The 14,869-nt window shown below is 41.4% G+C and carries 10 protein-coding genes and 1 pseudogene; 8 read left to right on the forward strand and 3 right to left on the reverse strand.

What is annotated here, in order from left to right; translation table 11 throughout:
* The first annotated feature begins 41 nt into the window (after positions 1–41).
* The 6 genes and pseudogenes from C2M33_RS06420 to C2M33_RS06445 all read left to right on the forward strand — a co-directional run bounded on the left by C2M33_RS06420 (position 42) and on the right by C2M33_RS06445 (position 7,812).
* A complete protein-coding gene (locus tag C2M33_RS06420) occupies positions 42–1,916 on the forward strand; it encodes an alpha-amylase family glycosyl hydrolase (RefSeq protein ID WP_442793146.1) in 1,875 nt (624 codons plus the stop codon).
* On the forward strand, positions 1,909–3,393 hold the full coding sequence (locus C2M33_RS06425) for an MFS transporter (protein WP_105174033.1): 1,485 nt from the start codon (positions 1,909–1,911) through the stop codon (positions 3,391–3,393). The genes C2M33_RS06420 and C2M33_RS06425 overlap by 8 nt, the downstream gene beginning before the upstream one ends.
* 12 nt (positions 3,394–3,405) lie before the next feature.
* Positions 3,406–5,804: pseudogene (locus C2M33_RS06430) on the forward strand (glucan 1,4-alpha-glucosidase).
* Between the two features lie 56 nt (positions 5,805–5,860).
* Positions 5,861–6,757 (forward strand): sialate O-acetylesterase, encoded by an 897-nt coding sequence (locus C2M33_RS06435; RefSeq protein WP_158685567.1) that lies wholly within the window; start codon positions 5,861–5,863, stop codon positions 6,755–6,757.
* A gap of 199 nt (positions 6,758–6,956) precedes the next feature.
* A complete protein-coding gene (locus C2M33_RS06440) occupies positions 6,957–7,361 on the forward strand; it encodes a hypothetical protein (RefSeq protein ID WP_063705687.1) in 405 nt (134 codons plus the stop codon).
* A gap of 22 nt (positions 7,362–7,383) precedes the next feature.
* A complete protein-coding gene (locus tag C2M33_RS06445) occupies positions 7,384–7,812 on the forward strand; it encodes a hypothetical protein (RefSeq protein WP_325050841.1) in 429 nt (142 codons plus the stop codon).
* Between the two features lie 8 nt (positions 7,813–7,820).
* Here C2M33_RS06445 and C2M33_RS06450 read toward each other — a convergent pair whose 3' ends face one another.
* From C2M33_RS06450 to C2M33_RS06460, 3 genes are all read right to left on the reverse strand, one after another.
* Positions 7,821–8,540, reverse strand: a complete 720-nt coding sequence (locus C2M33_RS06450; protein ID WP_105174034.1) for a hypothetical protein — start codon at positions 8,538–8,540, stop codon at positions 7,821–7,823.
* 183 nt (positions 8,541–8,723) lie between these two features.
* A complete protein-coding gene (locus tag C2M33_RS06455) occupies positions 8,724–10,910 on the reverse strand; it encodes an OsmC domain/YcaO domain-containing protein (protein ID WP_105174035.1) in 2,187 nt (728 codons plus the stop codon).
* A 192-nt stretch (positions 10,911–11,102) separates the two neighbouring features.
* Positions 11,103–12,122, reverse strand: a complete 1,020-nt coding sequence (locus tag C2M33_RS06460) for a LacI family DNA-binding transcriptional regulator (RefSeq protein ID WP_105174036.1) — start codon at positions 12,120–12,122, stop codon at positions 11,103–11,105.
* A gap of 415 nt (positions 12,123–12,537) precedes the next feature.
* Between C2M33_RS06460 and glk the strand changes: the two genes are divergently transcribed.
* Positions 12,538–13,536, forward strand: a complete 999-nt coding sequence (glk, locus tag C2M33_RS06465) for a glucokinase (protein WP_105174037.1) — start codon at positions 12,538–12,540, stop codon at positions 13,534–13,536.
* 22 nt (positions 13,537–13,558) lie between these two features.
* Positions 13,559–14,572: a LacI family DNA-binding transcriptional regulator gene (locus C2M33_RS06470; protein ID WP_105174038.1), complete on the forward strand. Its 1,014-nt coding sequence runs from the start codon at positions 13,559–13,561 to the stop codon at positions 14,570–14,572.
* The last annotated feature ends 297 nt before the right edge of the window (positions 14,573–14,869 follow it).

The following is a 14,869-nucleotide window of genomic DNA, read 5'->3' on the forward strand; positions in this document are numbered from 1 at the left end:
ACATTAGTATGAACTGATATTTACAGAAAAATGAAGTAATGATGACAACATACAAACTAACTGCGTTAGTAGTGGCTTCGGTTTTAGGTTTAACTGCCTGTGGTAACGATGCGCCAGTACAGCAGAACACGCAACAGCAGCAATCAGAATCTAGCCAAGCAGCTATCTCTAAGCCTGTGGTATACCAAGTATTCACTCGATTATTTGGTAACACTAACACCACTAATAAACCGTGGGGCACATTAGAAGAAAATGGGGTAGGTAAATTCGCTGATTTTAATGATGCTGCACTACAAGGCATTAAAGAGCTAGGTACAACACATGTTTGGTACACTGGTGTACCGCGTCATGCTTTAGTAACTGACTATACCGAATACGGTTTGTCACAAGATGATCCTGATGTTGTCAAAGGCCGTGCAGGCTCGCCTTATGCTGTGAAGGATTATTATGATGTTAATCCTGATTTAGCAATTAACCCTGAGCGCCGCTTAGAGGAGTTTGTAGAGCTAATCAATCGTACTCATGAGCACGGTATGAAAGTTGTTATTGATATTGTGCCAAACCACGTAGCGCGTAACTATGAGTCGGTCGCCAAGCCTGAAGGCGTAAAGGATTTTGGTGCTGATGATGACACGACGAAAACCTATGCTCGCGATAATAACTTTTACTATGTAACAGGGCAGTCATTTCAAGTTCCTACCAGCGATAGCTACCAAGTGTTAGGTGGTAACCCGCATCCTCTTGCTGATAATCAGTTTGCCGAAACCCCAGCAAAATGGACGGGTAATGGGGCACGCGCTGCTAAACCTGACATCAATGATTGGTACGAAACAGTTAAAATCAATTACGGTGTGAAACCAGATGGCAGCTACGACTTCCCAACACTACCGGATGATTACGCTGATAAAGATTACCGCGCCCACTACGCATTTTGGCAAGATAAAGATCTACCAAATAGCTGGTATAAATTCCGCGATATCGCGCTTTATTGGTTAGATAAAGGTGTTGATGGTTTCCGTTATGATATGGCCGAGATGGTGCCTGTTGAGTTTTGGAGCTTTTTGAACTCATCAATCAAGATGCAAAAAAGCGATACCTTTATTTTGGCAGAGGTTTATAACCCAACGCTTTATCGCCCTTATATCCAGCAAGGTAAGATGGATTACCTTTACGACAAAGTCGGTTTTTACGACACGGTTAAAGCTGTGATGCAAGGCAAGCAATCAGCGGATACTATTTTCGATATCCAAAGCCAAGTGGCTGATATTGAAGAGCACATGCTGCACTTTTTAGAAAACCATGATGAGCAACGTATTGCTAGCCCAGATTTCGCTGGTAGTAGTGAAAAAGGTAAGCCAGCGATGGTGGTATCTACATTGATGTCGCGCTCGCCAACCTTACTTTATTTTGGTCAAGCTGTCGGTGAAGATGGCTCTGAGGACGGTGGTTTTGGCGACCCAACGCGTACCAGCATTTTCGATTATATGGGTGTACCTGCGCATCAAGCATGGATGAATAATGGTAAATTCGATGGCGGTGCGCTTTCAAAGCAGCAAGCTGATCTTCGCGCTTACTACACCAAGTTAATGTCGTTAAACACACTGCCCGCCATTGTTGGTGGTGACATGCAAGCGGTTGAATTGACAGGCTCAGAGCAAGTGATTGCCTTTACGCGTAAGCTAGGTCAACAACTGGTGCTTGTAGTAAGTAACTTTTCAGAAAACCCACAAAATGTTGAGCTTACTCTTAACCAAACGTTATTACCTAAACTTAACCACAGTGGTTTAACGTTAACTGATAACCTCGAAAATCATGCTGACATTGTGATTCCTGAGGCATCATCAAAGGCGCCAATTCAATTACAACTGAACGGCTTAAGCAGTGCAGTATTTACCTTAAAGGCTGACTATGAATAATAACAAACCAACGCTAAGCTTTTGGCAAATATGGAATATGTGTTTTGGATTCCTAGGTATCCAATTTGGCTTTGCATTACAAAACGGTAATGTAAGCCGTATTTTTCAAACCCTAGGTGCCAATGTTGATGATATTCCAATCCTTTGGGTTGCAGCGCCATTAACTGGTCTTATCGTACAACCGATCATCGGTTATTGGAGTGATAAAACATGGAATAAGCTAGGTCGTCGTCGTCCGTTCTTTTTCTATGGGGCTATTTTAACGACGTTATCGTTGTTCATTATGCCTAACTCACCAAGCCTGTGGATTGCGGCGGGTATGTTATGGATTATGGATGCGTCAATTAACGTGACTATGGAGCCATTCCGTGCTCTTGTCAGTGATAACCTACCGAAAAAGCAACGTGCAACTGGTTATGCAATGCAAAGCTTCTTCATTGGTGTAGGTGCGGTTGTCGCCTCTGCATTACCTTGGATGATGACTAACTGGTTCGATATTGCTAATACAGCACCTGCTGGGCAAATCCCAGATTCTGTAAAATTCTCGTTTTATTTTGGTGCCGTTGTACTTGTTATTGCTGTTCTTTGGACTGTATTTACTACTAAAGAGTATTCGCCAGAAGAGCTTGAAAGCTTTCATGAGCTAGAGAAAAGTGATGACGCAAGTGATATTCAAAGTGATGTAAACTTTAACAAAGGCGCTGCAATCTTTACGGTACTTGGTCTTGTCGTGCTTGGTATTGTTACGGGGTTATCGCTTGAAAAAGAGCTGTATTTACTTGCTGGCGGCTTGATTAGCTTTGGTGTTATTCAATTTATTGCCGGGGCTTTAAAGGCTAAAAACGCAACTAATGGTGGTTTTTACCAAGTTGTGAATGATGTATTCACAATGCCTGAGGCTATGAAGCAATTGGCTTGGGTACAATTTTTTAGCTGGTTTTCATTGTTTGCAATGTGGATTTATACCACGTCGGCAGTAACCAGTTTCCACTATGGCAGCAGTGACACAAGCTCACTTGCTTATAACAACGGCGCTGATTGGGTTGGTGTATTATTTGCCGCTTACAATGGTTTTGCTGCCATTGCTGCAATGTGTATTCCGGTTATCGTTAAAAAGGTGGGACTAAAAATGGCCCACGCTATCAACCTAGTGCTAGGTGCATTGGGTTTGGTCAGCTTCATTATTATCAAAGATCCAAGTTTACTGATCTGGCCAATGATTGGGGTTGGTTTTGCTTGGGCGTCAATTCTATCTTTACCATACGCAATGTTAAGTACCTCAGTACCAAGTAAAAAAATGGGTGTGTATATGGGGATTTTTAACTTCTTTATTGTTATTCCGCAGCTTTTAGCGGCAAGCGTATTAGGCCTAATTTTACGTCACTTTTTTGATAATCAACCGATTTATGCGTTAGTGCTAGGTGCAGTGTCATTCGTACTAGCAGCGGTCGCTGTACTGCGCGTTAAGCAACAATAATAAGGACACACCATGAAAAAATTTAATCTCATTACAGCAAGCTTGTTAGCGTTAGGTTTAACAGCTTGTAGTTCAGAAAAAACAGTTAATACAGCAGTTGAGCAGGTGTCTGCACCTGGAGCACCGGGTGTTGAGCCTTTTTGGGCATACTCTGGCAAAACGGGGATTGGTACCTCTTACGAGCAATACCAAGACGGCCACTATAGCGACGCAGCTGCTACCGGCAAAGTATCAAAAGTTTGGTTTTCAATCGCGAAAGGCATGATCACAGAAACTATGTTTGGTTTAATTCACCAGGCGCAAATCAAAGATATGCAGTTTGTTGTAGTCGGTAAAGACTTTACCGTTACAGAGAACGATGATCTTGATGTAAGTATTGATTATTTATACAAAGACGACGCAGGTCGCCCATTATCGCTTGCTTACAAAGTCGTAAGTAAAGATAAGCAAGGTCGTTTCACCTTAGAAAAACATATCTTTACAGATCCAAACGGCCAAACTTTGTTTGTTCGTAGCGTATTTAATACCGACCTTGAAGGTGTTAAAGCCTACGTTAATGTGAACCCTTACATCGATAACAATGGTTTAGACGATTTCGCAAAAGTGACGGACAAGGGGCTAGTGGCTTGGCAAGATGATAACTTTTTATCTTTACAAGCCGCTCAACCATTTAAGCAAGCAAGTGTTGGTTTTACGGGTGTCAGTGATGGCTTAAAAGAGTTACAAGCATCGCAATCACTATCAACGACTTACCAAAATACCGGTGATAAGCCGGGCAATGTAAGCTTACTTGCAGAGCTTGGCGAAGTATCAAAAAACACTACTTTTGATTTAGCGTTAAGTTTTGGTAACTCTGAAGCTGCAAGCTTAAAAGAAGGTCAAGCAAGTTTAAACCAAGGCTACCAAAAAGTGCTTGCTGCATATAACGGTGAGGGTGCTGCAATTGGTTGGCAAGACTACTTAGCAAGCCTTGAACCTTTGAGCACATTAACTAACAGCACCGCAGATAATGGTAAGTTGCTTTATACCAGCGCTATGGTGTTAAAAGCGCAAGAAGATAAAACGCATGCTGGTGCTTTAATTGCATCACTGTCTAACCCTTGGGGTGAAACAGTGTCGGCTAAAACAGGCTCTACCGGTTATAAAGCGGTTTGGGTACGTGATTTCTATCAAGTTGCGATGGCATTTATGGCCATGGGTGATACACGTACCGCAAAAACAGCGTTTGAATATCTAGAAAAAGTACAAGTAACAGATAACACGCCAGGCAATGGTGGTGACACGGGTTGGTTCTTACAAAAGACGCACGTTGATGGTGAGCTTGAGTGGGTAGGTGTTCAGCTTGACCAAACAGCAATGCCAATTATGTTAGCGTGGAAACTACATCAAGCTGGCGTACTTAGCGATCAAGAGCTAACAGATTGGTATGGCAAAATGTTAAAGCCAGCGGCTGATTTCTTGGTTGATGGTGGCCTTGCGAAAATTCTTTGGAATGACACGCAAATCACACCGCCAGCAACGCAACAAGAGCGCTGGGAAGAACAAAATGGTTTTTCTCCATCAACAACTGCTGCGGTTGTTGCAGGCCTAGTGACGGCTGCTGATATTGCTAAAAAAGCAGGTGACACTAAAAATGCAGAGCGTTACCTAGCAACGGCTAAAACCTACAACAGTGAAATAGAAAGCACGATGTTTACGACTCAAGGTAACCTTAAGTCTGAAAATAGCGATGGTGAATATTTCATTCGTATTGGTCAAGACAAAGATCCAAACTCATCAACCACACTTAATGCCAATAATGGCCGTGAAGGTTTTGACAAAAAGCAGATCCTTGATGGTGGTTTCTTAGAGCTTGTTCGCTATGGTGTGCGTGATGCACTTGCGCCAAGCATTGTAAAAACATTACCAGAGTATGATGATGAAACCTTAGTTGATAACCTACAAGTACGTTACACCTTTAATTTTGCTGATGGCTCGGGCTCATTCCCAGGCTATCGCCGTTATGGTAACGATGGTTACGGTGAAGACCAAATGACAGGTAACAACTACGCTGAAGGTGGTAACAACACCCCGGGTCAACGTGGTCGTGTATGGCCGTTTTTCACAGGTGAGCGTGGTCACTATGAAATCGCTGCTGCAAACGCAACCAACAGCCTAGATGCGATGAAGCAACAAGCGATTAAAGACACCTATGTAAAAGGTATGGAAGCATTTGCCAATGAAGGCATGATGTTACCTGAACAAGTTTGGGATGGCGTAGGTAACAATAAAGCAGGCTATCAGCTAGGTGAGGGGACAAATTCAGCCACACCACTTGCTGGACTCATGCTGAATACATCAAGTTACTCCGTTCAGTGAGCGATAAACATGTGTGGGATCATTACCCAGTTGTTGAAGATGTATTGAAGTAAAACGTAATTGACATGCCCAATATTTATTGGGCATGTTGCTTTTGGAGCAAGGGAAAATGATGTTAAAAAAACTAGCCTTATATGCTTTACTCGCAATGAGTACGCAAAGTAAAGCGGATGACTATTTGCTTTACTTTATGGGCGGCCAATCAAATATGGAAGGATTTGGCTTTAATAAAGACCTACCAGCGCAGTATAAAAAACCAGTTGAAAATACCTTACTCTTTTTTGGTAACCCGGTTGCTGATGATGCATTAAATGGCGGTAAAGGTGTTTGGACTAATTTAATGCCGGGCTTTGGTACAGGCGCAAGATCGACAGAGCATTCGATTATTTTATCTGACAGGTTTGGTCCTGAATTGAGTTTTGGTAAACGCTTATCTGAGATCACTGATAAGAAAATAGCCATTATCAAATATGCACGTGGTGGCTCATCTATTGCGCTTGGGGCATCTGGCTTTGGTACATGGGGGCAGAACTATGCTGACAACACCAAGATCAATCAATGGGATAACTTTCAAACTACAGTAAGAACTGCATTAGCTAACAATGATATAGATGGTGATGGTGAAGCAGATACTTTAGTACCAGCAGGGATCATTTGGATGCAGGGTGAGGCCGATGCCTATCATGAACAAGCATCTAAGGTTTATTTCGCTAATTTAACAAGCCTAATGAATGATATGAAAATGACATTTGGCAATAAAGAGTTACCAATCATTCTTGGCAGAATCGAAGACTCTGGTAAAACACCAGAAACACGCATGATGCCATATATAGAGAGTGTATGGGATGCTCAGAAAAAGTTTGTTAAATCAAATGCTAATGCTCATTTAGTCGCCTTTGATGAACCTGTCGAATTCATTGAAGATAAGTGGCACTATAAAAGTAATTACTATATAAAACTAGGTAACCTTTTTGCAGAAAAAGCAGCCGACACATTAGCTAAGTAGATTTCTTTTAAATAACTACTTAAATAATTAAGCCGCCGAACTAATCTAGGCGGTTTTTTTGTTTTGCACTTTTTTACAATTTAATTGTGATTTCCCTATATAGGTACGTTAAGATTGCTTATCTTTAGTTCAGTTAACAAAAGCCATTATTATTTGGCGGAGTTAGAAGCCGATCAATCAATGCAGGGAAGGTACAAATATGTATAGGGTTTTATCTACTTTATTGAGTGTTAGCTTATTGTGTTCTTGTGCAATAAATACAAACGTGGGTGAATATGTGCTTGGTGATGTTGAAACTTCAGTACGAGGTCACAATGTTGAAGTATTTACAGATCGCCAATTAGTGAGCTATAGAGCAACATTTCTTGGCCAGGTTTCGAGCTATTATTGCCAATTAGAAAGTGATATGCATTTACCACAAGCGGGTCCGTTTGATGATATTGATGGATCTAGAAGTCAACTCCAAGATACTCTTAAAAGTAAAGTACAGCAAAGGGGTGGCAATGCGATTGTATATGGACAGTGTTATATCAGTGCACATGCAGATACTGATTGCCAAAAAGCGCTGAGTTGTGAAGGGTTTGCGTACCAAGTTGAGTATTAAGTCGTTACTTAAGGTCTTGAGCGTGGCTAATTATCCTAACGTTATCCTAGGTTTGATGTTACTTTTTCATGTTTCTATTACCAGTAGTGCTGAACTTAAACCCTTCACTACAGATGGTTGCAGCTCTTTTCCTGATGGTACCTTAGAACATAAAAACTTATGGTTGGCTTGCTGTACAGCCCATGACCTTGCATATTGGCAAGGCGGTACTTTCAAGCAACGAGAGCAAGCTGACATTGATTTAAAAAAGTGTGTTGCAAAAGTAGGTGAGCAAGAAATTGCAGTATTGATGCTTGCTGGGGTCAGAGTGGGTGGCACACCTTTTTTACCTACCAGCTTTCGTTGGGGTTATGGCTGGCCATACCCCAAGCTTTATGGCGAGCTAACAATGCATGAGCGTTCACAAGTTGAAAGCCGTTTAGCCGAGCTTAAAACTGAGCAAATTAAATAATCTATCGTTTATCTAACTTCTTTACAGGTTTTTGATGCATCATTGATCACAGTTGCATCAGTGCTTTTGGCAAAACGTGATGACATATATAGCCCTAATTGGTGGTCTGGCATTTTAATGCGTGTAACGCCATTAAAGTGGTGAGGCTCGATATCTTTTGCAATTACAGTCGGTAGGGCTGTGATACCAGCTCTATTCTTAGCTACGAAATCAACGGCTTGTTGCCATGTACTGACTTGATGCTCATGGCTTAGCGATTCATTTTTATCAATGCCTAAATATTTAAGCATTAAGGTACGTGCCCCAGTACCGCGTTTATACACGATACCGTTCAAGTTAGCCTGCCTGCGTAAATTCTCGATACTCAAATCTGGGTCTGCGCTTTGGCTTATCAGTTCATATCCAACTTGATAAATTGTTGCTGAGCGAACCGCAAATAGATCTCTCTGTGGTAATAATAAAAGTGGCATGGCTATATCTACTTCATTGTTTTGCAACATTTTGATAAGCCGTGCTTGCGGTACAGTGATAACATCGTAATCGGTATCTAGGTGATTGATCACACAACTATAAGCCGATTTTAATTCACCGTGAAAGTCTTTACGTGAGTACTTTAATGATTCGCCATTTTCGCTCGATACACCAATTGTTATTTTTGCAAAACAAGGGTGAGAGCAAAACAGGACAAGTAGAATAAGATGGGCAGTAATAAAGCCTTTTAAGTCCATTTAAAAAATCGATAGGGTGAAACTTGAGCGAAATTTATCAGTTTAAACAGAACTGGACAAGGTAGGGTTGCTTACAGTGCAATTACATTAAAATGTAAGTGTTTTATTGAGATATTAATTAATTCCCTTATTAAACAAAGGGGTGGAGCTGTAAGTTGGTTGCTTACAGCTCGATTTACCTGATTATAGCCCTGCTTTTTTAGCGCGAGCAGTGTGTAGCTTTTTGTAGCTTTCGATTAAACGAAGGTGTCTATCTAAGCCCTCAAGCTTCATGCTGGTTTCTGTTAAACCATAGAACATTACATCGCCGTTGATTGAGCCAACAACTGCATCCATCGTTTCTTGACCAAACATACGGGTAAAGCTATGAATGTAATCTTCAATCTCAAGGTCATCGCTCAGTGCGACTTCCAACGTTGCGTGCATTGCTTGGTAGAATAGGCCGCGCTCAACAATGGTATTGTCGTTATACTGTAAGAATGCTTCAACAAGCTCCATTGCTGCCTCTAAATCACCAAGTGCTAGGTAAATAAGTAGCTTCAGCTCAAGAATCGTTAACTGACCCCATACAGTGTTTTCATCAAACTCAATACCGATTAGGGTGATGATATCAATGTAGTTATCAAGTTCACTTTGTTCTAAGCGCTCAACGAGATCAGCAAGTTGATCTTCTGATAAACGATGCAGGTTTAAGATATCTTCGCGGAAGTTAAGTGCTTTATTGGTATTGTCCCAGATTAAGTCTTCTACTGGATACACTTCTGAGTAATCAGGCACTAAAATGCGACATGCAGTACCAAGGTCTGAGAATTCAGCAATGTAGGCTTCTTTACCTAAGCTTTCTAATATACCGAATAAGCTCGCTGTTTCTTCCTCATTGCTACCAGAGAAATCCCACTCAACAAAATCATAATCGTGCTTAGCACTGAAGAAACGCCATGAAATCACGCCAGTTGAATCAATAAAGTGCTCTACAAAGTTTTCTGGCTCAGACACAACCATGCTATTGAACGTCGGTTTAGGCACATCGTTTAAGCCTTCAAAGCTTCTACCTTGTAATAGCTCAGTTAAGCTGCGCTCTAACGCCACTTCAAAGCTTGGGTGCGCACCAAAAGAGGCAAATACACCGCCAGTTTTAGGGTTCATGAGTGTTACGCACATGACAGGGAACTGACCGCCTAGTGAGGCATCTTTTACAACAACTGGAAAGCCTTGTTCTTCAAGACCCTTAATACCCGCAACAATCCCTGGGTATTTGTTTAAAACGTCCTCTGGTACGTCTGGTAAAACAATTTCTTGCTCAATGATCTGGCGCTTAACAGCACGTTCAAAAATTTCAGATAAACATTGTACTTTTGCTTCGGCAAAGTTGTTACCTGCGCTCATACCGTTACTTAAGAATAAGTTTTCGATTAGGTTTGATGGGAAGTAAACAGTTTCACCGTCAGAGTGGCGTACATAAGGAATAGAACAGATGCCACGTTCTTTATTGCCAGAGTTGGTATCAATTAGGTGTGAGCCACATAGCTCACCATCTGGATTATAAATTTCACGGGTATAGTCATCTAAAATGCCCTCTGGTAGAGAGTCATCCTCAGTCAGAGCAAACCACTTTTCATTTGGGTAATGAACAAACTCACTATTAGCAATGTCTTCACCTAAGAACTGGTCGTTATAGAAGAAGTTACAGTTTAAGCGCTCAATAAATTCGCCTAAAGCTGAGCATAGCGCGCTTTCTTTCGTTGCACCTTTACCATTAGTAAAACACATAGGCGAAGCTGCATCACGAATATGAAGTGACCATACATTTGGCACAATATTACGCCAAGAAGAAATCTCGATTTTCATCCCTAACTCTTCAAGGATGGCAGTCATATTTGCGATGGTTTCTTCAAGTGGTAAATCTTTACCTAAAATAAACGTGTTGCTGTCATCACCTGGTTTTGCCATCAGCATTGCTTGCGCATCAGCTTCGATGCTTTCAACAGTATCGATTTTAAATTCAGGGCCAGTTTGAATAACACGTTTAACTGTACAGCGCTCAACAGAGCGTAAAATACCCGTGCGATCTTTCTCAGAAAGGCTTTCTGGTAACTCAACCTGAATTTGGAAAATTTGGTTATAGCGGTCTTCTGGGTCAACGATATTGTTTTGCGCAACACGAATACCGTCAGTCGGGATATCACGTGAATTACAATACACTTTAATAAAGTAAGCCGCACACAATGCAGAAGATGCTAAGAAGTAATCGAATGGACTTGGTGCAGTGCCATCACCCTTATAGCGAATAGGTTGGTCTGCAATGACAGAGAAATCATCAAACTTGGCTTCAAGTCTGAGGTTGTCGAGAAAATTAACTTTAATTTCCATTAAAAAATTCCACCTTTGTGCGCGTTGCCATCTAAAGCGTTATGCCAGATAAGCATTTTCATCATAATAGGTGTAATTATCTGCTTTTTCGAAGTAATAGTCTTGGGTAAATCGAAAAAAAACTAATTTTAATGCAATCAGTGTCTGGTTGAGTAGGAAGTAGGCGATAACAAGGCTGTTATCGCCACAAAATTAAACACTCGAACCGCGAATAATTAATCGCGGTGGTAAAAGGGTATTCTCTACATCTTCACCACGAATAAGCTTGAGCAGGTTATCGACCAACATTTGCCCGGCAAGAGTGGTGTCTTGTTGAACAGTGGTGAGTGGTGGGTTTACAAAGCTGGCAACAGCAATGTTATCAAAGCCAACAACATGCACATCATCAGGGACCTTTATTTTTGCTTCTTTCAATGCGCGAATAGCACCAATAGCAATAAGGTCACTGGCGGCAAATAATGAGTTAAAGCGAATGTTATTTGCTATGAGAGAGCGAGTCGCGTGATAGCCAGATTCTTCTGTCGAAATGGCATTCGCCATTTTACGTTCGTTAAGTTTTATGCCTTTTGCTAAAAATGCATCTTTAAAGCCTTGGTAGCGGGCAAAAAACTCCGGGCTATGATCAGAAGCATCGCCGATAAATGCACAATCAGTTCTACCGGTTGCAAGTAAATGTTCTGCTGCTAATTTACCACCGCCGTAGTTATCGCAGCTCACCGTTAAATCTGGGCGGTTATCAACACTTGCACCCCAGCAGACAAATTTCGTGTGTTGATCAATTAAGGTTTTAAATTTAGGTTGATAATCGAGGTAATCACCATAACCAAGCAGAATTAAGCCATCTGCACGGTGGCTGTCTTCGTAATCGGCTTGCCAATCAGAGCTACTCGACTGAAACGACACCAGTAAGTCGTAGCCTTCTTTCGCACAGGCTCTAGTAATACTGCCAAGCATTGCCAAAAAGAAAGGGTTTATTTGTGATTCATCCGAAGTGGGATCTTCAAATAACAACAGGGCGAGGGTGCTACTTTGCTGTGTTCTTAAGTTACTGGCATTTTTATCAACTTTATAGTTGAGCTGCTTTGCTACCTCATGAACACGTCGACGCGTTTCTTCGTTGACCAAAGGACTATTTCGCAGCGCGCGAGACACGGTTGACTGCGACACACCCGCATAATGTGCAATGTCAAAAGATGTCGCCTTACCTTTCATATGGTTACCAAATAACAGAAGTAGTATTTGCCATTTTCGGCTATTTATTATTTTTTTCAAGCTATTTGTGACAAGCGGCGTGTGTGTGGCTGTTCTGTAAACAGCTAGGCATTTTTTATGCGTATATAAATGCTTTTTCGATACTTAATACGCAGGTTTTTCCAATAAATACGTATGCATGCACAAATAATGAAAATTTTTATTGATCCTAATCTGACACCGGTGTCATAATGTCACTGTTTTATCATTTTGTTGTCAAAACGTATTTGGCTGCCCATTCATTTGGGCAGCATTTTTTTAATACAAAAGATAGCTTCTTTGAGGCAATGACCCAAAGTTTAGCAGACACAGTGGCTTTGCCATTGAAAACTAGAAAAATAAGCGGCAACTAGCTTAGACAAATAGAGAAAACATCATGAACACACAGACAACCACAGAATTTGCTCCTATTCTTGTTGCCGATATCGGCGGCACTAACGCTCGTTTCGCTTTAATCACTGACTTTAATGCACAAACTAACCAGTTTGTTATCGAGCACAATTTAACATTCCCAAGTGCTGATTTTGGCTCATTAGAAAGTGCAATTAATCAGTACTTCAGCCAAATTTCATCTCCAAAGCCAAGCCGTGCATGTTTAGCAGTAGCAGGCCCAATTAAAGCAGGTCAAGTTCACTTAACAAACCTTGGCTGGCACTTTAATGTTGCGGATTTAAAAGCAGAATTCTCATTCGAGCAACTTGAAGTAATCAACGACTTTGCTGCATTTGCTTATGCGGCACCGTATTTAGATGATTCGCAAAATATGGCTGTTAAAGCAGGTCAGGCTGATGAAAATGCGAACATTGCGGTTATGGGACCAGGCACTGGTTTTGGTGCCGCGTGTTTAGTTCGCACATCACAAGGCAGCGCTGTTCTTAGCTGCGAAGCAGGGCATATTTCTCTTGCGGCAGTGACAGAATTAGACCGCTTGTTAATCACTGAGCTTAAAAAGCAGTTAAATCATGTATCTGTTGAGACTGTGTTCTCGGGTCCAGGGATCGCACATTTATATCGTGCTATGGCAGCGGTAAAAGGTGTTGAAGCAAAAAATTTAGATGCAGCACAAATTAGCGAGCTTGCAACCACTGGTCAATGCGAAGTGTGTGATGCAACACTTAATCAATTTTGTGATTGGATCGGCAGCGTAGCAGGGGACTTAGCCCTGACATTCGGTGCTTTAGGTGGCGTATTTATTGGTGGTGGTATTTTACCTCGCATGCAACAACGTCTATTATCTAGTCGATTTGTAGAGCGTTTTGCAGACAAAGGCATTATGTCGCAATATACTTCACAGATCCCCGTTACGCTTGTAACACAAGACAACATTCCATTCATTGGTGCTGCTGCGTGTTTACATGTAAATAGTAACGCGTAACTAGCAGTTGGATGTAGAGCGGATGAAGAAAGTAACCATCAACAGTGTCGCCAGCTATGCCGGTGTATCGAAAAAAACAGTATCTCGCGTACTCAACAATGAGCCTAACGTGAGTGATGCAACGCGCGAAAAAGTACTTAAGGTATTTAAAGAGCTTGATTACACGCCAAACCCAATCGCTCGAGGTTTGGCTCAAAACCGTAGTTTCATTATTGGTTGCTTATACGATAATCCGAGTAAAAGCTATATCACCCGTGTGCAAACCGGTGCTTTAGCTGCGTGTCACGAGCTTAATTACAACTTATTGATCCACCCTTGCGAGTTACGAGGAGAAGAATTAATTAGCAACATTGAACATTTAATTCAAACTTCTCGTTTAGACGGTATTGTACTTACCCCTCCATTTTCAGATTTTCCTGAACTTGTAAGCTTTCTAAAATCGAAAAAGATCCCGTATGCTCGTGTCGCATCAGCGGTACTTGAAGACGACTCTATTTCGGTAAGAAGTAATGACGAGCAGGGGGCTTTTGAAATAACAGAGCATCTTATTAAGCTTGGTCATAAAGAAATCGCTTTCATTAAAGGTCACCCTGATCACAGTGCGACAGAGCAGCGTTTTAAAGGTTACCGCAGAGCACTTGCCTCAAATGGTATTGAGTTTGATGAACGCTTAGTTGAAGAAGGTAACTTTAGTTATCACTCTGGTGTTGATAGTGCGCGTACTATTCTAGATTTAAACCCTCGCCCAACAGCAGTATTTGCTTCTAATGACTACATGGCAGCGGCGGTGCTAAAACTTGCTACGCAAATGCAATTAAGAGTGCCGGATGATATCTCTATTGCTGGATTTGATAACGCACCTATTGCTCGCCATATCTGGCCAGGGTTAACGACCATTGCACAACCAGTAGAAGAAATGACCCAGCAAGCGGTTAAGCAACTGATCACCCATATTAGCGACCCACAAGAGTCTCCTTACCAAGTAACCCTTGAGGCAAAATTGATTACTCGCGAGTCGACAGCAGCGATTAAATAAATTTCATCTTGTTTTTTCACAGTAGCCCGAGAATGAGTGACGCGTTCTCGGGCTTTTTTATTTTCAATCTAAAAATTGCATTTTTATGATCTAAGTTGCTGTTTTTAAATAAAGCTCACAATATAACCTTTCTTATGGTTACACCTTTGATAGTGGTGCTTTACATGAATTCTACTCATATTCTATTAAAATAAAACTGTTCATTATTTGGTCATTTTAAAAAATTAAACTAAATTTAACAGATAGGGTTGACACCGGTGTCACAGTCGTGAGTTAATACAGTGACACCGGTGTCAG

This window comes from Pseudoalteromonas sp. T1lg122, from assembly GCF_002964825.1.
Taxonomy (GTDB): Bacteria; Pseudomonadota; Gammaproteobacteria; order Enterobacterales; family Alteromonadaceae; genus Pseudoalteromonas; species Pseudoalteromonas gelatinilytica.

Excerpts from the sequence above, each read along its gene's own strand:
- C2M33_RS06450 (WP_105174034.1), bottom strand. The coding sequence starts at position 8,540 with ATGGACTTAAAAGGCTTTATTACTGCCCATCTTATTCTACTTGTCCTG.
- C2M33_RS06435 (WP_158685567.1), top strand. The coding sequence starts at position 5,861 with ATGATGTTAAAAAAACTAGCCTTATATGCTTTACTCGCAATGAGTACG.
- glk (WP_105174037.1), top strand. The coding sequence starts at position 12,538 with ATGAACACACAGACAACCACAGAATTTGCTCCTATTCTTGTTGCCGAT.
- C2M33_RS06460 (WP_105174036.1), bottom strand. The coding sequence starts at position 12,122 with ATGAAAGGTAAGGCGACATCTTTTGACATTGCACATTATGCGGGTGTG.
- C2M33_RS06470 (WP_105174038.1), top strand. The coding sequence starts at position 13,559 with ATGAAGAAAGTAACCATCAACAGTGTCGCCAGCTATGCCGGTGTATCG.
- C2M33_RS06420 (WP_442793146.1), top strand. The coding sequence starts at position 42 with ATGACAACATACAAACTAACTGCGTTAGTAGTGGCTTCGGTTTTAGGT.
- C2M33_RS06455 (WP_105174035.1), bottom strand. The coding sequence starts at position 10,910 with ATGGAAATTAAAGTTAATTTTCTCGACAACCTCAGACTTGAAGCCAAG.
- C2M33_RS06440 (WP_063705687.1), top strand. The coding sequence starts at position 6,957 with ATGTATAGGGTTTTATCTACTTTATTGAGTGTTAGCTTATTGTGTTCT.
- C2M33_RS06425 (WP_105174033.1), top strand. The coding sequence starts at position 1,909 with ATGAATAATAACAAACCAACGCTAAGCTTTTGGCAAATATGGAATATG.